Source organism: Bacteroides cellulosilyticus (assembly GCF_020091405.1).
GTDB lineage: Bacteria > Bacteroidota > Bacteroidia > Bacteroidales > Bacteroidaceae > Bacteroides.
Map to the genome: position 1 here is coordinate 1,855,256 of NZ_CP081903.1, position 19,199 is coordinate 1,874,454.

Here is a 19,199-nt window from a genome sequence, read left to right on the forward strand (position 1 = left end):
ATGGTTATGGAAAATAAAGCATTTACGAGAAAAGTTTTGATGGTGTGCATATTGCTTGTTTGCTCAACGCATGCCATGTATGCTCAATCATTCCTCAAGAAATTAGGGAAAGCCGTTGAGCGTGAACTCTTTTCTCCTGCCGGCAGTAGTGACGGTAGAAGAGATGTGTCTGCAACCAAAGTCACTTCTCCCGATCCGGAAGTGAAAGTAGAACTTCGGGATTGTGAACAGTCGGGAGATTTTGTAAAAATCAGTTTGCTGATAATAAACCAAAGCCAGTTGGAGTTTGCTTTGCAACTGGAAGCCGATGATGGAGAAAGCATTGCTTTCGACCCCGAAGGGAATGTCTATAAACGCGGCATAACCTTTAAATTTGGTGGTCAGCAGGGAGATGTGGCGCAATGTTTCCTACCCAGGGATACTCCCGTGAAGTGCCTGGTGTCTATTCCTGTGGAAGAACCGATAGATTTGCTCACGAAGGTGATTATCTTCTGCCGGGGGATAAACGCCACTTTGGAGAAAGATCAACTTCAGTTGACGAATGTACCTGTGATGCATAATGAACTTACTTATTAAATTAATGATATGAACGAGAAAGAAAAGAAACAGAAGTTTCTGCAACTGCAATTCTGTATGTTGCTGTTGGCACTTACATTACTGCCCGAATTTAGTTTGACGAGTCTTTTGGGCTTGCCGAGTTTTGACATTCCTGTGTTCTGTTGCCAGTTGGCGGGACTTATTGGCGGTGGCTTGGCACTGTTCCGATTTTATCAGTCTGTCCAAGCGGCTTCTATGCCTCTGCCCATGCCATTTCTGGCTTCTGCTGCCGGTGGTATGCTGGTTGCCTTAGTCACAATGTTTCCCGGAATACCTTCCTGGCTGGAATACATCGGATTGATAGCATTGCTGATTGCTTTGTATTTGGCAAAGGATAGTGTAGGTATCCAGTGGAAATGCTGGGGAAGCCAGGGGGCTTACCTCATTCTACTGGCAGTTTTGCTGCATGTGTACGATGGCATTGGCGATACGTTGCTGACAGGATTAGCCGCTCTTGTCGGACTTATCTTCTATTTTGTCGGATTGGGTAAGCTGAAATCTATACTTGATGATAACGGAATTCAGGGAGTTTCTAAACTGAAAATAGCTGTGATTCTGGGTATCGTTGCTGTAATTATCGGAATGTTGCCGTTGATAGGCGGTATCATTGGGGGAATTATTGCCATTGTTGCTTTTGTTTTCGAATTCATCGGTTACGGAGCTTTGCAGAAGTCAGTCACGGTGGGTCACGAAGGACAGGCCGGGGCAGGGAAGCTGCGTATCAGCATGATTATTGTGCTGGTAGGGGTTATCTTAGGTTTCTTTCCGGGTATAGGCGGCACGCTTCAGGCTTTCCTGTCGTTGGTAGCTTTGTGGCTTGTCTTCCTGGGTTGGAATAAGATACTCTTCGGTTTGGAGGGAGAAGTGGAGAAAACAGTATTAACTTAATAAGAAAAGGAAAATATGAAAGTAATGAAAGTGTGGCTTGTTGCCCTTTGTGGTGTGACTGTGTTGTCGGCATGTGGCGGTGGAACCGTGAAAAAAGAGAAGAAATCGGATCTTGCCGAAATGTTCATGAATGGTAAGGTAAAGGAGTTGACGGAACATACTGAAGGGGCAACCTCCAGCCAGACATATAAGTTTAATGAAAGCGGGTATATTACTGAAGTTTCTCAGACCGATGTGCGCTCCAATAAGAATACTGTATTGGTAAAGAACGAATATGATGAAAAAGGAAAACTGGTTGCAACTTGTTTCTACAACAGTATGGACGGTGGTCTGCAACGGAAGCAGGCGTTCAATGCAGATGGCAATATAACGGAGGAACTGGACTTCAGCCGTAATTATAGTGGCGAAGGCGGCGAATTTATCGTAAGTGGCCGCAGACTCTATAAATATGATGAAAAAGGGCTTTTGATTAGCTCCTGGTCAGAGAATAACGAACAGAACCGTTCCGAATATGAATGTGATGCAGCGGGAAATACCTTAAAACGTACGGATTACTATCAGGATGAACCGAGCCTGATTCTTAGCAATAGCTATAAATATGATGGCGATGGCAATATCACGGAAGAAGTGAAATATTTCCAGGAACTCCCCAAACGGAAAGATAAGGATCTGAAAGCGGGGGAGATAGAGCAGAAGACTGTACGTAAGTTTAACGGCAAGGGACAACAAACAGAGGAAACCATATATTATTATGAGTTCGACACAAAACAGAAGAAGTCCGTTCCATTACGCCGCCAGACGCTGACCTGTGATTATACGGATTTCGATGCCATTCTGAAAAGCGTTTATACCACTTATAAATATAAGGACGGTGAAGAGGAGAAAGTTTCAGAGAAGATTATTGATTGTGTTTATCTGTTGGATGACCATAATAACTGGACGTCAATGGATAATCAGATGGATAATGAAACCGTAAATACGGTGAACCGGACGATTACTTATTACGAATAAGGAAAAGACAAAGGCTGCTTCAAGTCAGATTCAGCAGAAGAGTAATATAAATCTGGTTTGAGGCGGCCTTTGTTATATCTAAGAATGAAATATTTATAGTAACTTAAACTCGTATCCTTCCTCTTCCAGGAAATCCAATGCCCGCGGCAGTGCATATTGCAGGTTGCCGTTATTCCAGGACTTCAGCGAGTCATGAAAAGTGATAATGGACCCGTTCCGTGCATACCGCATCACATTGGCAAGCACCTGCGGACCACGCAGTTTCTTACTGTAGTCACGCGTCACCAAATCCCACATCACTATCTTATAATGCCGCTTCAAGGTGAAATACTGTCCCCAGCGCATGTGACCGTGCGGTGGACGGAAGAGGTCTGTTTTCATCAGCTCATTCGCCTTGTCCGTATTGGCAAGATAGTTGTCGGACAGATATTCGAACCCGCGGATATGGTTGAATGTATGGTTGCCGATGCGGTGGCCGCCATTTACTACCATTTGGAATACGTCGGGATGCTTGCGTATATTGTCTCCCACCATGAAGAAGGTGGCTTTGATGTCATGTTTATCCAATAGTTCAAGTACCCATGGGGTTACTTCGGGGATGGGGCCATCGTCAAAAGTCAGGTAAACGGATTTCTCGTTCGGATCCATTCGCCAGATGGCACCGGGATATAGCTTTCGGACAAACTCGGGAGGCTGTTCTATAAACACGGTTATTTAGTAGTTAGCGGTTAGTGATAAGTGATTAGCGGTTAGTGTGCGATGTTACGGCACAGCCGTTAATCACTTATCACTAACCGCTAATCGCTATTTCTTATTTCATACGGTCAACACACATCTGATACAATTCGTTCAGCTTGCTGTCGTATATCTGAGCCAGTTCGGAATTATACTTCTGCATGAGCTTCACTTCTGAACTGAGGATAGGCAGATGATAGTCGACAATTTCACGGCTGGACATAGCAAAACGTTGGTCGTCCAGGCTCAGATACCAGGTGAGGTATTCCACAGCCTTGTCGGCAAGTACCTTCATGATGCTGTCGGCTTTCTCCGTTTCGCCCAGTTGATAGTATGCTTCTGCCATTTGTACGGCACCGTTCTGCCAGTCGTACGGCACATTGTAGGCAGGAATCATCTTCTCTGCATAGTCCAATGCTTTCTTGGCCTTGTCATTCTTTCCTTCACGTATCAACTGACCTACGAGTTGTGAGAAGATACGCCGGTGAGAATAGCACATACGCATGGCGTTTTCATCAATATAGATGCCTTCCTTGTCGATGCCACCGAACTTGAACTTGTTCATCAGGTTGTCATACATCTTCTCGCTATCCAGTTTGACGCCTGTCTTGTCGGTATCGAACGGAGTGAAGCGATAGGTGAGACCTTCCTGTATGAAGTGATTGCCCATGCCGAGGTGGTTCTCCGTACCTACGCTGACTGCCATGTAGATAGGACGTTCCCAATTGGCTTCTGCCAGCATTTCAAGCATCATCAGCTCGCTCTTATAGAGGGCGCGTTTGCCTTTCAGTGAGATGTGCATGTAATCGGGGATGCTGTCGCCCGGTATCATCATACCGCTGCGGCGTACAGCTTCCTTATCTACCTTCATTACAATGCTGTCCGTAGGAATTACTTTGAGATCTTCGTTTTTGCTGCGTACCCAATATTTCAGGATGTTCTGCAATTCGTATGGGTTTTCACCGAACTCTTTTTTCACATTCACCAGAGCTTCCGGATTGCCGTTCAGTGCCTGCTTCTCAGCTTCGGCATAGAGGGCGTCGATGCTCTTCTTATAATCGGGCTGCACAGGGATGTATTCATTCGTTCCTTCCACGTAATCCATACGGTCCCAAGTGATGGGTAATGATGGGGAATCGTAGGCAGGACGCTTCATCTGGTCGATGTACCAATCCGTCTGCAAGTAACTGAGGTTACAAGTACGTGCATCCGTACGGAATCCCTCTGTTTCCTGGTTGTACCACAAGGGGAATGTATCATTATCACCGTTGGTGAAGATAATCGGATTGCCGGTTTCTTGCAGGGACATCAGATAGTTCTGACCGAAGTCGCGTGCCAGGTAGCGGTCGCTACGGTCGTGGTCGTCCCATGTCTGGCTTGCCATCTGTATGGGAACGAACAGGCAGACAACCGATGCCAGTGTTGCGGCCGGAAGTTCCTTCATCTTGGCGTAGTGTTGCAACAGGCGGATAATGCCTGCCACACCCATGCCTATCCAAATGGCAAAGGCGTAGAATGATCCGGCGTATGCATAGTCGCGTTCACGCGGCTGGCTCGGTGTCTGGTTCAGGTAGAGCACAATGGCGATACCCGTCATGAAGAACAGGAAGAACACTACCCAGAACTGCTGAATACCTTTCTGGCCGCGGTATGCCTGCCATAAAAGACCGATGATGCCGAGCAATAAAGGCAGACAGTAGAAGACGTTGTGTCCCTTGTTGTTTTGCAGTTCCTGCGGCAACAGACTCTGGTCGCCCACCAGGAAGTTGTCAATGAACGGGATACCTGTAATCCAGTTACCATGTTCTATTTCTCCGCTGCCTTGCAGGTCGTTCTGGCGTCCGGCGAAGTTCCACATGAAGTAGCGCCAATACATCCAGTTGAGCTGGTAGGTGAAGAAGAACTTGATGTTTTCCCATTGTGTAGGCATGTTCACCATAACCATTGTCCCGCACTGATCGTAGGGGATGTCTTCGCCCTTAATATCTACCCAGGCTTGATATTCCCTGGCGTGCTGACTGCTGTACATGCGTGGGAAAAGCATATTCTGTGCGTATTCGTATTCGATACGTCCGGGGATTTCGATGTAGCTGTCCTTTTCATCGGGAGTGGCTTTCTCCTTACGGATAAATTTGGTTCCGTTGTACGAGATACGTGGTTCGCAATAGCCATTTTTTACATCAAGGGCTACTTTGGAAGAAAATGCCTGTCCGTAGAACAGCGGGCGGGTTCCGTATTGTTCACGACCCAGATATTCACCCAGCGTGAAGATGTCTTCGGGTGAGTTCTGATCCATGGGTGTGTTGGCCGTAGAGCGGATCACGATAATGGCATAAGAAGAATATCCGATGACAATCATCATGGTACACAACAGCGATGTGTTGAGCGTACGTGCGGAAACACGGTATTTCTCTTTCATGCTTGCCTGCATCTTCGGGCTGAGGTAGAAGAACAGGAAAGCGATAACAATAATACCTATAATTACAGCGCTCGTTCCGTGTCCGTAGAAGGGAATGCCCAGCAAGGCAATCGTCAGTACGAAGGAGATGGACATCCGCATTTTGTTCTTTTCCGTGTAGCTTTCGTATACCCCCCAGATGATGGAGGCTGCCAATACAATGATGTATACCATTACACCGCTGTTGAAAGACATTCCCAGTGTATTCACGAAGAACAGTTCGAACCAGCCGCCTACTTTTACAATACCCGGTACCATGCCATAAAGTACGGCGGCAACCAGAATACCCGAAGCGAGCAATGCCAGTAATGAGCCCTTAGCATTTGCGTTGGGCACTTTCTTGTAATAGTAGACCAGTACGATAGCGGGCAAACAGAGCAAGTTCAGCAAGTGTACACCGATACTAAGTCCCGTCAGGTAAGCGATGAGGATAAGCCAGCGGTCACTGTGAGGTTCGTTCGCCACATCCTCCCATTTCAGTATCAGCCAGAATACAACGGCTGTGAAGAGAGAAGAGAATGCGTAAACTTCACCTTCAACGGCACTGAACCAGAAGGTGTCACTGAATGTATATGCCAGCGCACCCACCAGACCGCTACCCATGATGGTAATCAGTTGTCCGCGGGTAATATTATTTTCATCTGTAACAACAAGTTTGCGCACAAGGTGCGTGATGCTCCAGAACAGGAACAGGATACAAGCGCCACTCATCAGTGCACTCATATAGTTTACCATTTTGGCAACGGTGCTCGGGTCGGAGGCAAATTGTGAGAACAGGTTGGCTACCAGCATGAAGAAAGGTGCTCCGGGCGGGTGTCCTACTTCCAGTTTGTAGCCGGTAGTGATGAACTCCGGGCAGTCCCAAAAGCTTGCAGTCGGCTCAATAGTCATGCAATAGACCGTAGCTGCAATGATGAAAGTAATCCAACCCACAAGGTTGTTTACGGTTCTGTACTGTTTCATTCGGAAAGAATTCGTTATGTTTTTAAGTTATAGCTCTGTATTTTGGTATATACGGCCGCAAATATAGTGATTTAACTGCTAAATGCGTGGAGGTAAGGCATATTTATTAGGATAGGTTAAAAGATATACATTGATTTTTTGTAGAGAAAAGTTTCAAATATTATAGCTCTGATGTTTATTGTTCGCAATTGCAGCATCCACATTCGTCTCCATGTTTATGCTCTGCCAGTATACGATGGGGTAGTGCTCCGTGTCCCAATAACTCTATCGGGCAATTGAAATTCCGTTCCAGCCACTCTTCGCTTACGCCCGTGTCGGGATGATAATCCAGTGTTTCATTCACGCAGGCAATGGACTTCACTTGTTGCAGTACTGTGCCGATGTCATGGCTGACAAGAATGATGGCGCAGTCGTGGTTAATCTCTGCCAATAGTTCGTAAAGGCGGGCTTCGAAACGTTTGTCAATATATGTACTGGGTTCGTCGAGAACAACGAGTTGAGGATCGGAGATGATGGCACGTCCCAGCAAAGCACGTTGCAATTGCCCACCGCTTAGTGCACCGATGGCACGTTCTTCCAATCCTTCCAATCCCATGCGGGCAATCACTTGGCGGGCTTTCTTCCGATGTGATGCGGTGAAGCGTGAAATAAGTGACTTCTGTGAGCTGAGACCAGAAAGGATTACTTCTTCCACTGTGATGGGGAATTTGCGATCTATGCTGTTGTACTGTGGCAGATATCCCATCTTTAGTGATAAGCGGTTAGTGGTTAGTGATAAGTACTGTGCTGTGCTTTCTTGTTTGTCACTAACCGCTAGCCGTTTATCACTATATAATATTTCTCCTCCCGTAGGTTTCAACAGACCGAGTATACATTTGATGAGAGTTGTTTTTCCGCCGCCATTAGGGCCGATGATGCCCAGAAAGTCCCGGTCGTAAACGGTGAGGTTTACGTTGCGTAATACCGTGCGGCTGTCATAGCCGGCACTGAGATTCTTTATTTCAATAAGAGGCGTACCCATTTGTTTACTGCTTGACGATGTCTTTAGTTCTTAACGACCAATTCCTTGGCAATGTTCAACATTTCTTCTTCCCAATCGTAAGAAAGCGGGTTGATAGGGATTACCTTCGTTCCCGTCTGTTTGGCAATAATCTCTGCATTGCGGCGGTCAAATTCAGGTTGCACGAAGATAACACGGACTTTCTCCTTTTTACAAGTGTCTATCAGATTCTTGAGGTGGGAGGGAGAAGGCTCTTTACCATTTTCTTCGATGGAAATCTGATGCAAGCCGTAGTCGCGGGCAAAGTAAGATAATGCCGGATGATAAATCATGAAAGCACGGTCCGCATTGGGGGTCGACAGCATGTGACAAATAAGGCTATCGGTATGTTCAATCTGGTTGCAGAGACTTTTGTAACGCTCCATATAGACTTCTTCATTGCCTTTGTCGATGGCGCACAGTGCATTTACGATATTTCCGGCAATAATCTGTGCATTATAGGCAGAACTCCAAACGTGCGGTTCCACACCAAAAAGATGCTGATGCTCATCGTCTTGGATGGAATCGTGGGCGTGAGGTTCACCGGCATCGTGATGATGATGGGCGTGTGAGGAATCATAAATCAGGTCGATGCCGCGGGAAGTATCGAAGAATTGCAGGTGCGGAGCGTTATCCGTCAGCTTGTCCATCCAGGTTTGTTCAAAACCGATGTAGCCGATCCGGAAGTAGGCTTTGCTTTTGGCAAGATCTACGAGTTGCTGGGGGGTAGGATCGTAGGTTTCCGGACTACTCCCTTTGGGAACCATGCTGATAACGTTGAAGTTATCGCCTGCAATGGCTTCGGTGAAATAGCGTAATGGCTCAATAGTGACGGTGATGACGGGTTTATCGCCTTCACTCTTATTATTCTGGACGCTGCTGTTCTTGCAGGATGCGGCGAGCAAAGCAGCGAGGATGTACAGGAATGTTCGTTTCATTATTATATTTATGGTTTTTATAATTGATTACTCTTTATGGTTTCTCTTTCGTTGCCCTCAGTATCTCCCGCTTTCCCCCCGGAGGTCCCGGAAGGCGCTCCACACGGAAGCCCACAGCTTGCAACATACGGCGGATGACACCTTTGGCGCAATACGTCGTCAATATTCCCCCTGTATTCATATAAACGTAAAGAGAGCGAAATAATTGCTCGTTCCACATTTCTGGTTGCTTTTCAGGGGCGAAAGCATCGAAGTAAACGAGATCAGGAAAAGTATTAGGTATTAAGTGTGAAGTATTAGGTATTAGGTGTGAGGTATTGGTATTTTGTTCACTTCGAATACTTAATACTTCATACTTCATACTTATATTCGCATCTGTCTTTATCTTCCGCAGAGTGAAGTGCGGGGATATTTTTACGTCTTCTTCCCACGGGGCGGTGTGCAGCTGCTTGAACAGCGGGTTATTACTATATCCTAGTGCATCGACTTCTTCCCAGGCGAGGGGATAGAGCTCGATACCGGTATAATGTACGGGACGCGCGTCCTGTTCGGCAGCTTCCAGTGTGAGCAAGGCATTCAGTCCGGTGCCGAAGCCTATCTCAAGAACGTGCGGTTGCGGTGCGGCAGAGGCTTTCAGGCCCATGTCGATAAAGATATGCTGCGACTCTGTACGCGCCCCTTTCACCGAATGATAATGTTCATCCAGTTCGGGCACAAACAGTGTTGCGCTTCCATCTTCCGTACGTTCTATAATTCGTTTCATAACTTAAAACATAGATATTACTCCCTGCAATGCCAGCAGCATCACGGCATACCGTATCAGCTTTCCGGCAAACATGGACGAAGTAGTCAGCCATACATTGCTGCGCATGAAACCCAGTGCAATGGCAATTACTTCGCCCACAAAGGGCAGGAATGCGAAAAAGCCCATCAATGCTCCTTTACCTTGAAGGAAAGTCTGCATCTTGTCTACTTTTTCTTTTTTTACTTTGAAATATTTCTCTATCCAGACTACGTTACCCAGACGCCCCATGTAGTAGCACGTCATACCGCCAATCGTATTACCCAACGTGGCGAAGAATACACACATCACCGGACTGAGCCCTACCTTTACCAGTGCTATCATCACCAGTTCCGAACTGAACGGAACGATGCTTCCTGCCAGTAAGGCGGAGATAAATAAACCGAGATAGCCCCAGTCTATCAAGAGTTGAACCAGTGAGTCTACAAAAGCATCCATACGTTAAATCCGAATAAGAGTATAAGCCCGGCAAGGGCACAAATGAAAAACACATTAGAAGCCCGACTGTTCGTCAGTACCACGAAATGTCCTGTCAGGATGCTGACGCCTATCAGTAGCAAGGGCAGGAGGTGAAACGTTTGTGCCGGTTGCAACAGGATATAAACGAAGATGCAGAACGTCAGGAAAATAAGGAAATGCAGGTAGCTGCGGGTACGTATCTTATCTTCGTAACCTGCCACCAGGCAGTGAACGGAGCTTACTATGAACAACAGGAACAAATAGCCCAATGTAGCGATTTCCCATAATGGGAAGTTCCATAAAGTAATGGGATGGAACGTCACCAGTTCGATGAACGGCTGATAGAATAATTCTATTTCACCATAGAAGTAGGCATGTCCAAACAAGAACCAATAAGGTAGCGTCCAACCGATCAGACCTCCGAAAAAGCTCTTAGGAGTGAGTGCCTGGAAACTGTATGCACCGATCCAGAAAAGGGGAATGAACAATGTCAGTTGCGGGAAGAACAGACTGCCCGCCCCGATAAACAGGAACGAGTAGAACATGGTGCCCGCCGGACGTGGATGTTGATAGCCTTTGAACAGGAAGAACAAGGATATCAGAAACGCTGTCGAGGCAACGTCTCCGGCATATAACTGGTGCATGGCAGGACAGACAGATATCAACAGGAAGTAAATGGCTGTCTGCACGGATGCCCGCATACGGATAATGGCGAAGGTGTTGTTCAGTTCTATCAGGAAGTAACCGATTATACCGTAAAGCAGAAAGCTTAGGGGCGCACTTGCCCATGTCGGAATCCAATCGTTGTAGATAGTTTCCCACAATGGGTAATTGCTTTTCATCACTGGAATCTCGGGTAATAAGATGGAAGTCAGTACCCAGCAGAACAGTGATAGAAAGATAGCAGCGGGGAGGGTGAAGCGTCCCGCTGTAATCCGGTTCTGTAATCGTTTACTTCGTATCATATAAATGAAGAATTGAGAATGAAGAATGAAGAATTAGGCTGCGCGATATGCCGCAGGGAGATTCTTCATTCATCATTCTTCATTAAATTTAGAGATCGAACCCGATGTCGCGGCGGAAATACTTCTTGTCGAAGTGGATCATATCCGCTACTTTATAACTTTTGGCAAGGGCTTCCTCCTTGGTTTCACCATATGAACATACGGCAATCACGCGTCCGCCGTTCGTTACCACTTGTCCGTCTTTCATTGCGGTTCCGGCATGGAAGAGGATGCTGTCCGTAGCTGCGGCAGCTTCAAATCCGGTCATCACTTTGCCTTTTTCGTAAGCTTCGGGATAACCGCCGCTGACGAGCATGACGCAGGCGGCTGTGCGCGGGTCCATCACCAGAGTCTTGGTGTCGAGGTTCACATCGCGTACACCTTCCAGAAGTTCTACAAAGTCGCTTTGTACACGCAACATGACGCTTTCTGTCTCCGGATCGCCCATACGGACGTTATATTCTATCACCATTGGTTCGCCTTTCACACGGATCAGGCCGAGGAAGATGAAGCCTTTGTAAAGGATGTTTTCTTCCTGCAGTCCGTTGATGGTGGGCTCGATGATGCGGGTGCGTACTTTTTCCATGAACTCTTCGTCAGCAAAAGGAACGGGGGTAACGCTTCCCATGCCACCGGTGTTCAGGCCTTTGTCGCCTTCGCCGATGCGCTTGTAGTCCTTGGCTACGGGCAGCACTTTGTAGTGCTTGCTGTCCGTCAGCACAAACACGGAGCACTCGATACCGCTGAGGAATTCTTCGATAACAACTGTGGCGCTGGCCTGACCAAACATACCGCCGAGCATTTCTTCCAGTTCCCGCTTGGCTTCTTCCAGTGTAGGGAGAATGAGCACACCCTTTCCGGCACAGAGGCCGTCGGCTTTCAGCACGTAGGGGGCTTCGAGGCTTTCGAGGAAGGCGAGGCCTTCTTCGAGGTTATCGGCAGTGATGCTCTTGTAGCGGGCGGTGGGGATGTTGTGGCGTTCCATGAAGCCTTTGGCAAACTCCTTGCTGCCTTCCAGTTGGGCACCTTTGGCGGTGGGGCCGATGATGGCGATATGTTGTGTGGTGGCGTCTTCGGTGAAGCTGTCGTAGATGCCTTCTACCAACGGGTCTTCGGGGCCTACCACAATCATGTCTATGTTCTGTTCCAGGGCGAAGGCTTTCAGGGTGGGGAAGTCGGTTGCCTTGATGGCTACGTTCTCGCCTACCGCACTGGTGCCGGCGTTACCGGGGGCGATAAAAAGTTTCTCTACTTTCGGGCTTTGGGCAATCTTCCATGCCAGGGCGTGCTCGCGACCGCCGCTTCCTAATAATAATACTTTCATCTTTATATCTATATGTTTTAGTTATTCTTTCTATTATAAGTTATCTTCAAAGTACCGGGTTATCTTCTCATGCAGATGCACGCGGTCACGTCCTATGACGTTGTGCTTATGGCCGGGATAGATGAACAGGTCGGGATACGTGCGGGCATCCACGCAGGCCTTTATGAACGAGAGCGTGTGTTGCGGCACGCAGGTGTCGTCATGATCATCATGGATCAATAGCAGGTGTCCTTTCAGGTTGCCGGCAAGGTTCTTCAGGTTACCATTCTTGTAACCTTCGGGATTGCTCTGCGGCGTGTCCATATATCGTTCTCCGTACATGATTTCATAATAGCTCCAGTCGATGACCGGGCCGCCTGCAACGCCTACCTTGAATATCTCCGGGTAGCGGAGCATCAGTGCCGTAGTCATGTGTCCGCCGAAGCTCCAGCCGTGTACGCCGATGCGGTTGGCATCCACGTAAGGCAAGGCTTTTAGGAATTCGGCGCCTTTCACCTGGTCCTTTCCCTCTTCGATACCGAGGTTGCGGAAGGTGACGTTCTCAAATTCCAGTCCGCGGTTTTCACTGCCGCGATTGTCGAGGGTGAACATGATGTAGCCTTTGCCTGCCATGTAGATATCCCATCCGCGGGCTTTGTTCTGCCATCCGCCGGTAACCATCTGTGCGTGCGGGCCTCCGTAGACGTAGATGATGGCGGGGTATTTCTTTGCCGGGTCGAAGTCGGCGGGTTTCACGAGGCGGTAATAAAGGTCGGTCACGCCATCGGCTGCCTTGATGGTGCCTACTTCGATGCTGGGCATGGTGAAGCCTTCGAACGGGTCTTTGGCTGCCAGCAGGTTGATGCTTTTGCCGTTTTGGGTGGACATGAGGTTAATGCTGCGCGGCACTTCGGGGCTGGACCAGTTGTCGATGAGGTAGCTGCCGGTTGCACTCAGTATTCCGCGGTGTATACCCTTGCCGTTGTCCAGCGGGGTAATCTTTCCGTTGTTCACGTTCACTTTATATAGGTTGCTTTGCAGGGGCGACTCTTTGGTGGCGGTGAAGATGATTTCTTTCTTCTTCTCATCGAAGCCGAGCACGTCTTGTACAAGCCAGTTGCCGGAAGTGAGTTGTTTCATCCAGGTACGTTCTGTACAGGTGCTTCCTGCCGTAGTGTTTTTTTTGTAAACGTCTGATTTGACATCTATATCGAACAAGTACAGGTGATTGTACCCGTCCCGCTGGCTTTGGTAAATGAACTTGCCGTTATCCCAGGGCAAGAAGATAATGGGATGCTGAGGCTCCACATACTTGGGATGTTCTTCTTCGTAACAGCAACATATCCGTTCGCCTGTCTCAGCATTGTACTGCCAAAGTTCGGCATGGTTCTGGTCGCGGTTCAGCTCAATGAGGTAGAGGCTTTTGGCGTCCGGTGCCCAACTGATATTGGTGAAGTAACGATCCGTGGGGTCGCCCGCGTTCAGATAGATGGTCTTCTGCGTTTCGGGGTTGTAGATGCCTATGGTTACCTTGTGGCTCGTCATGCCTGCCATCGGGTAGCGGACGTTGTTCAGTTCGCCTACCCGTGCGGTGATGTCTACCAATGGATATTGCGTCACCATACTTTCGTCCATGCGGTAGAAAGCGAGCAGGTCACCTTTTGGGCTCCAGTAAGTTCCTTTGCTGATGCCGAACTCGTTGCGGTGTACGCTTTGTCCGCATACGATGCCGTCGGGTTCGCTGGTTACGGCAGTGCCGTTCACGAAAAGATTATTCTGGATGGTGTAGGCCACATTGCCACTTGCGATATGGTAATCCTTGTTGGCGCTCTCTTTTGGGAAGTCCCGTTGGCTGATAATCTTGTCCGCTTCCCAGTCGTAGACAGCGTAGCTTCCGGGCAGGCTGATGAGTATCTGCGTTTTGTTTGCCCAAGGCAGGTTCACTTGATTCAGATGTCTCAGTTTGTCCAGCTTTTCCTGTTCCAGAGCCCGGTTGATTTTCTCGCGCGTCACGAGCAGAGTTTCTTTTCCGGTTTTGGGGTTTATTGCCAGTAAGGAGTCTATTCCGGGCTTGATGCACGTGTCTCCCCACCATTGCACTCCATAGAGGTTTTCAGCAAAGCGATAGGTTTCTCCGCTGGGAAGCAAATCTTCCAGCGTCGGTTTCTTTGAATCTTGTGCCATAATGTTTGTTGCAAAGAGAGTGGGTAATGCCAGTAGCACTATTCCCATCCATTTACCGATTATTTTCATGTGTATAGTCATTTATTATTCATTCTCTTTTCTGAATCCTTTTACTTCTACCCTGCCCCAAGGAGAGCTTTTCACTTGTACCGCAGCACTCAATTTTGCGAAAGCAGAGAAAAGATCATCGAATTGTTTCTCGTAACTGTCTCTGTCGGAAGTGATGTCTTCTTCCAGGTATTCAATACGTTTTCTTAGTTCTTCAAGCTCTTGCTTCGGAGCATGAGAGAGAAGATATTGCCGCATGTGGACGAAGGCACGCATGATGTTGATGTTGACTTCGATGGCTTTGGGACTCCGGAGGATGCCGGAAAACATGGCGACGCCTCGTTTCTATCTCATACATCTCCGCTAAATCAAAATCCAGCATCACCTTCTGTCCTCTGATTTCGTATATCTTATTCTCTATGATGACTAAATCGTTCATTTAAGTATATGTTTTTAAGGTGCCAATTTGGAACCTTATATTGTCTTTAAACAGGCTATCTTCTACTTCCTGACCTGAACCCCTGATTTGGAGTTTCAAGTTGATACTCGTAACTTATCTCTTTTATGTCTTGTCAACTTGAGGTGACAAATTGCAACCTCAAACTGTTTTTCAGTAAGTTACCTTCTGTCTCTTGATGTAGAAGTCAATATTTAGAACCATATTTCCTATTAACCTGTCGCAAATTGCGATAAGTTCCATACTTCTTTTATTCCTCTTCCCTTTTTCTCGGCTTGAACTCTCTCTTCGGCTTAAACTCACCGCTTCCTCCCGGACGGCGTTCCCTGTCAAACGGTTTCCGTTCTCTGTCTCCATCCTTGCGGAATTCTCTCGGCTTGAACTCACCTCTGGGCTTATCTTCTCTCGAACCGAACTCACGGGGTTTGCTGTCTCTTGGTCTGAACTCCCTCGGTCTGTCATCTCTCGATTTGAACTCACCCGGTTTGCGCGGTTCTCTCGGTTTGAAATCCCGTCCTTCTCTCGGTTTAAATTCTCTCGATTCTCTTGACTTGAAGCCGGATTCTTTTCTGTCTTCTCCTTCTTCGTCCTCACCTTCCTGTTTCTTGAATTCCTTATATTTACCGTCGAAAATCTCGTATTTACGGAATTCACATTCCAGTGCACCGTTGAACAGAGGTATTTTGGCAGTCGGTTTCAGTCCTATCTGGTCGAAGCACTCTTCACGATAAGAGAGCACCCATGCCGTGTTTCCGGTGAAAGCGTGTTTCAGACGCTCGCCTATCATCTGGTATAGTCCTAGCAGATTATTGGTAGAAATACGTTCCCCATAAGGCGGGTTGGTGATAATCATGGACTTTTCCGCCGGCTGTTCAAACTGCTGGAAGGGCTGCAACTTCAAGACAATGTCTTTCGATACACCTGCTGCCTTGATGTTGTGCGTTGCTATTTCGTTGGCCTGCGGATTATTGTCGTATCCGTATATCTTATGTGTAAACTCACATTCCTGACTGTCGTCGTTGTAAATCGTATCGAATAAATCCTGGTCGAAATCATTCCACTTCTCAAAAGCAAATTCCTTACGGAATACTCCCGGAGCAATGTTACGTGCAATCAGTGCCGCCTCAATGGGGATGGTACCCGAACCACACATCGGATCAATCAAATCACATTCTCCTTTCCAGCCCGTCATGAGGATCATTCCGGCAGCCAGAACTTCGTTCAACGGAGCCTCTACCGCTTCCTGGCGATAACCGCGGCGGTGTAGTGACTCACCCGATGAGTCGAGCGAAAGCGTACACGTGGTTTGTGCAATGTGTATATTCAGCAGTACATCCGGGCGGTTGATTCGTACGGACGGACGTTTGTTGAATTTCTCGCGGAAATAATCTACAATGGCATCTTTTACTTTATAAGATACAAACTTAGAGTGACGGAATTCTTCGCTGAACACAACGGCATCTACAGCAAATGTTTTCTCCACATTCAGGATGTTTTCCCAGCTGATAGCTTTGATTTGTTCATAGACTTCATCAGCATCTTTGGCAGTGAAGTTCTTGATCGGTTTCAGGATACGGATTGCTGTGCGCAAGCAGAAGTTTGCCTTGTACATCATTTCCTTGTCTCCACTGAAAGACACCATGCGTCGGCCTATTTCTATGTCGTTTGCCCCTAATGCAGTCAGTTCTTGTGCTAATACTTCTTCCAGACCTTGAAAGGTCTTGGCAATCATTTGAAAGGATTCCATCTGTTTATTATTGATTTTACGATTTACAATTTTACGGTTGAAGCTGCTGTAACTTCTTCTGTATCTATTGTTTCTATTGATGATTACTATTCTCTTAATATCCCTTTTACGGAACACTTGTACTTCTCGGATGTAACGCTTGTGTCTCTCTTCCGAAACACTTGTGTTGCTCAGCCGGAACGCTTGTGTCCCTCAACTGGGGCGCTTGCTTGCTGACTGCCGGTTACTTTTTGGCTTTAGTCTGTACAATTCTTGCTCCAGCCGGAACGTCTTCCGTCACCCAGATATTACCGCCTACCGTGGCGCCCTGTCCGATAGTGATACGTCCTAAAATGGTGGCATTGGAATAGACGATGACATTGTCTTCCAGTATCGGGTGGCGTGGGATGCCCTTGATCGGTTTACCGTCCGCATCCAATGGAAAGCTCTTGGCACCCAGAGTTACACCTTGATACAACTTCACGTTATTTCCGATGACGCACGTCTCCCCAATTACAACACCCGTTCCGTGGTCTATGGTGAAGTGGCTGCCGATGGCGGCACCCGGGTGAATATCGATTCCTGTTTCGCTGTGGGCCATTTCAGTGATGATACGCGGAATAAGGGGCACATCGAGTTTCAGTAACTCATGCGCAATGCGGTAATTGCTGATGGCACGTATGGCGGGATAACAACTGATTACTTCTCCGAAACTGTGTGCTGCCGGATCTCCATTGTAGGCGGCTGCCACATCAGTGGCTAACACGCGGCGCATTCCCGGCAAATTGCTGATGAATTTAGCGGCAATCAGTGCCGCTTCTTCACGCTGAAGTTCAGTGCAGCAGGTACATTCTCCGTTTCCGGTGAAGCAAAGACCTGCAAGTACCTGACCGGTCAGCAAGTCGAACAAGCGTTCGATGTTTACGCCGATGTGGTATTTGATGGTGCGGCTGTTGACTGTGGAATTACCAAAATAACCGGGGAAGAGGATGGCACGCGATAGCTCTACAATATCTTGCAGTGCCCTAGCCGAAGGCAATGGAGTGCCGTCCGTGTGCTGATGAAACAGTCCTTTGTAAGATGAGCTTTCCGATAGTTCATCGACTGCCTGTGTCAAAATGTGAGTAAAGTTCAATGGACTCATTGGGATATCCTTTTTATAATAAGGTGGGTACAAAGGTAACTATTCTCAGCGAAAATCCCTCATTTATAGTATGAAAATCCCACAAATATGGTATTTCCTATGAACCGTTAACTCTCTATCTTTGTCATTTAGAAAGAAGAGTATAATTTAAAACCCAATATGTTATGAAAAAGATAGCAAAACAGCTCACGGATCTGGTGGGCAACACTCCCCTGATGGAGCTGAGTAATTACAATAAATCAAAGGGGCTGAAAGCCCGTCTGATCGTGAAACTGGAGTCATTTAATCCTGCCGGAAGCGTGAAAGATCGCGTGGCACTGGCAATGATTGAAGATGCCGAGACTTCCGGTTTGCTGAAACCCGGAGCGACTATCATAGAACCTACCAGTGGAAACACCGGAATAGGACTTGCATTTGTAGCCGCTTCAAAAGGTTATAAGTTGATTCTCACCATGCCCGATACCATGAGCGTTGAGCGTCGCAACTTACTGAAAGCCTTGGGTGCCGAATTGGTACTTACGCCCGGTGCCAATGGTATGAAAGGAGCTATTGCCCGTGCTGAAGAACTGAAAGCAGCTACACCCGGTGCGGTGATTCTTCAGCAGTTTGACAACCCCGCAAATCCTGCCATGCACGAACGTACTACAGGACAGGAGATCTGGCGGGATACGGAAGGTCATGTTGATATTTTTGTTGCCGGTGTAGGGACTGGCGGAACGGTAAGTGGAGTAGGCGCTGCCCTGAAAAAGCATAATCCGGCTGTAAAGGTGGTAGCGGTAGAGCCGACCGATTCTCCTGTACTTTCGGGAGGTGCTCCGGGAACACATAAGATACAAGGTATCGGTGCCGGTTTTGTTCCCAAGAACTACAATCCGGCAGTAGTGGATGAAATATTGCAGGTAACAAATGACGATGCTATCCGTACAGGACGCGAGTTGGCGCAGAAAGAAGGCTTGCTGGTAGGTATATCTTCCGGGGCGGCAGTCAGTGCAGCCACTCGTCTGGCACTTCTTCCGGAGAATGAGGGGAAAACAATTGTTGCATTATTGCCGGATACAGGCGAACGGTATCTCTCAACGTTGCTATATGCATTTGATGAATACCCGCTGTAGAATATAACTTAATTTAAGGTTCGCAGGCAGAAATATGTTCATTCCTGTGCAGTTGAGCTATATTCCCATTAGGACTGAACTGGTGTCCCACTACGGCTAATCTTAGTGGGACACCAAGTACACTATCACACAGGAAGTTATGTTCTTCAGTTTACTCCTATATAATGCATATCGGTATAGAAATGAGGTAAATGATTTTAGCCTATGTATTCAATCTCTTAGACGCAGATGACACGGATTTAAAGGCTGCGCTGTCACATCAATAAATAAAAAATCTGCGTCATCCGTGTCATCCGCGTCTAAAAAATAAATCATCACTTCATTCAAAACC

General features: G+C 47.4%; 15 protein-coding genes and 1 pseudogene. 4 read left to right on the forward strand and 12 right to left on the reverse strand.

Annotated features, from left to right (window positions below; all coding sequences use genetic code 11):
- The first annotated feature begins 6 nt into the window (after window positions 1–6).
- The 3 genes from K6V21_RS06410 to K6V21_RS06420 are packed head-to-tail and all read left to right on the forward strand — an operon-like array spanning window position 7 to window position 2,496.
- Window positions 7–576 (forward strand): hypothetical protein, encoded by a 570-nt coding sequence (locus K6V21_RS06410; RefSeq protein WP_224321269.1) that lies wholly within the window; start codon window positions 7–9, stop codon window positions 574–576.
- Between the two features lie 9 nt (window positions 577–585).
- A complete protein-coding gene (locus K6V21_RS06415) occupies window positions 586–1,485 on the forward strand; it encodes a hypothetical protein (RefSeq protein ID WP_224321270.1) in 900 nt (299 codons plus the stop codon).
- Between the two features lie 15 nt (window positions 1,486–1,500).
- The gene (locus tag K6V21_RS06420; RefSeq protein WP_224321271.1) at window positions 1,501–2,496 is read left to right on the forward strand and encodes a hypothetical protein; all 996 of its coding nucleotides are present in this window, start codon (window positions 1,501–1,503) and stop codon (window positions 2,494–2,496) included.
- Window positions 2,497–2,589: 93 nt separating this feature from the next.
- Here the strand turns inward: K6V21_RS06420 and K6V21_RS06425 are convergent, their stop codons facing one another.
- From K6V21_RS06425 to epsC, 12 genes and pseudogenes are all read right to left on the reverse strand, one after another.
- Window positions 2,590–3,204, reverse strand: coding sequence for a polysaccharide deacetylase family protein (locus K6V21_RS06425; protein ID WP_217714876.1), 615 nt, complete (start codon window positions 3,202–3,204; stop codon window positions 2,590–2,592).
- Window positions 3,205–3,307: 103 nt separating this feature from the next.
- Window positions 3,308–6,652, reverse strand: coding sequence for a DUF2723 domain-containing protein (locus K6V21_RS06430; protein ID WP_224321272.1), 3,345 nt, complete (start codon window positions 6,650–6,652; stop codon window positions 3,308–3,310).
- Window positions 6,653–6,827: 175 nt separating this feature from the next.
- Window positions 6,828–7,673, reverse strand: a complete 846-nt coding sequence (locus K6V21_RS06435) for a metal ABC transporter ATP-binding protein (RefSeq protein WP_224321273.1) — start codon at window positions 7,671–7,673, stop codon at window positions 6,828–6,830.
- Window positions 7,674–7,696: 23 nt separating this feature from the next.
- Window positions 7,697–8,629: a metal ABC transporter solute-binding protein, Zn/Mn family gene (locus tag K6V21_RS06440; RefSeq protein ID WP_224321274.1), complete on the reverse strand. Its 933-nt coding sequence runs from the start codon at window positions 8,627–8,629 to the stop codon at window positions 7,697–7,699.
- A 34-nt stretch (window positions 8,630–8,663) separates the two neighbouring features.
- A complete protein-coding gene (mnmD, locus tag K6V21_RS06445; RefSeq protein ID WP_217714870.1) occupies window positions 8,664–9,392 on the reverse strand; it encodes a tRNA (5-methylaminomethyl-2-thiouridine)(34)-methyltransferase MnmD in 729 nt (242 codons plus the stop codon).
- A gap of 3 nt (window positions 9,393–9,395) precedes the next feature.
- Window positions 9,396–9,869 carry a YqaA family protein gene (locus K6V21_RS06450; protein WP_044262986.1) on the reverse strand — a complete coding sequence of 158 codons (474 nt, stop codon included), beginning with the start codon at window positions 9,867–9,869 and terminating at the stop codon, window positions 9,396–9,398.
- A complete protein-coding gene (locus K6V21_RS06455; RefSeq protein ID WP_217714868.1) occupies window positions 9,854–10,855 on the reverse strand; it encodes a hypothetical protein in 1,002 nt (333 codons plus the stop codon). Before K6V21_RS06455 ends, K6V21_RS06450 begins: the two co-directional genes overlap by 16 nt.
- 88 nt (window positions 10,856–10,943) lie before the next feature.
- Complete coding sequence (purD, locus tag K6V21_RS06460) at window positions 10,944–12,218, reverse strand: phosphoribosylamine--glycine ligase (RefSeq protein ID WP_224321275.1); 1,275 nt, start codon at window positions 12,216–12,218, stop codon at window positions 10,944–10,946.
- A gap of 33 nt (window positions 12,219–12,251) precedes the next feature.
- Window positions 12,252–14,450, reverse strand: a complete 2,199-nt coding sequence (locus K6V21_RS06465; protein WP_224321276.1) for a S9 family peptidase — start codon at window positions 14,448–14,450, stop codon at window positions 12,252–12,254.
- 15 nt (window positions 14,451–14,465) lie between these two features.
- Window positions 14,466–14,868: pseudogene (locus K6V21_RS06470) on the reverse strand (ORF6N domain-containing protein).
- Between the two features lie 268 nt (window positions 14,869–15,136).
- Window positions 15,137–16,633 carry a class I SAM-dependent RNA methyltransferase gene (locus tag K6V21_RS06475; RefSeq protein ID WP_224321277.1) on the reverse strand — a complete coding sequence of 499 codons (1,497 nt, stop codon included), beginning with the start codon at window positions 16,631–16,633 and terminating at the stop codon, window positions 15,137–15,139.
- Between the two features lie 223 nt (window positions 16,634–16,856).
- Window positions 16,857–17,756: a serine O-acetyltransferase EpsC gene (epsC, locus tag K6V21_RS06480; protein ID WP_224321278.1), complete on the reverse strand. Its 900-nt coding sequence runs from the start codon at window positions 17,754–17,756 to the stop codon at window positions 16,857–16,859.
- A 164-nt stretch (window positions 17,757–17,920) separates the two neighbouring features.
- On the opposite strand from epsC, the gene cysK reads away from it, so the two are divergent.
- Window positions 17,921–18,868: a cysteine synthase A gene (gene cysK / locus K6V21_RS06485; protein ID WP_224321279.1), complete on the forward strand. Its 948-nt coding sequence runs from the start codon at window positions 17,921–17,923 to the stop codon at window positions 18,866–18,868.
- Window positions 18,869–19,199: the final 331 nt, after the last annotated feature.

Excerpts from the sequence above, each read along its gene's own strand:
- K6V21_RS06410 (WP_224321269.1), top strand. The coding sequence starts at position 7 with ATGGAAAATAAAGCATTTACGAGAAAAGTTTTGATGGTGTGCATATTG.
- K6V21_RS06415 (WP_224321270.1), top strand. The coding sequence starts at position 586 with ATGAACGAGAAAGAAAAGAAACAGAAGTTTCTGCAACTGCAATTCTGT.
- K6V21_RS06420 (WP_224321271.1), top strand. The coding sequence starts at position 1,501 with ATGAAAGTAATGAAAGTGTGGCTTGTTGCCCTTTGTGGTGTGACTGTG.
- K6V21_RS06430 (WP_224321272.1), bottom strand. The coding sequence starts at position 6,652 with ATGAAACAGTACAGAACCGTAAACAACCTTGTGGGTTGGATTACTTTC.
- K6V21_RS06435 (WP_224321273.1), bottom strand. The coding sequence starts at position 7,673 with ATGGGTACGCCTCTTATTGAAATAAAGAATCTCAGTGCCGGCTATGAC.
- K6V21_RS06440 (WP_224321274.1), bottom strand. The coding sequence starts at position 8,629 with ATGAAACGAACATTCCTGTACATCCTCGCTGCTTTGCTCGCCGCATCC.
- mnmD (WP_217714870.1), bottom strand. The coding sequence starts at position 9,392 with ATGAAACGAATTATAGAACGTACGGAAGATGGAAGCGCAACACTGTTT.
- K6V21_RS06450 (WP_044262986.1), bottom strand. The coding sequence starts at position 9,869 with ATGGATGCTTTTGTAGACTCACTGGTTCAACTCTTGATAGACTGGGGC.
- K6V21_RS06455 (WP_217714868.1), bottom strand. The coding sequence starts at position 10,855 with ATGATACGAAGTAAACGATTACAGAACCGGATTACAGCGGGACGCTTC.
- purD (WP_224321275.1), bottom strand. The coding sequence starts at position 12,218 with ATGAAAGTATTATTATTAGGAAGCGGCGGTCGCGAGCACGCCCTGGCA.
- K6V21_RS06465 (WP_224321276.1), bottom strand. The coding sequence starts at position 14,450 with ATGAAAATAATCGGTAAATGGATGGGAATAGTGCTACTGGCATTACCC.
- K6V21_RS06475 (WP_224321277.1), bottom strand. The coding sequence starts at position 16,633 with ATGGAATCCTTTCAAATGATTGCCAAGACCTTTCAAGGTCTGGAAGAA.
- epsC (WP_224321278.1), bottom strand. The coding sequence starts at position 17,756 with ATGAGTCCATTGAACTTTACTCACATTTTGACACAGGCAGTCGATGAA.
- cysK (WP_224321279.1), top strand. The coding sequence starts at position 17,921 with ATGAAAAAGATAGCAAAACAGCTCACGGATCTGGTGGGCAACACTCCC.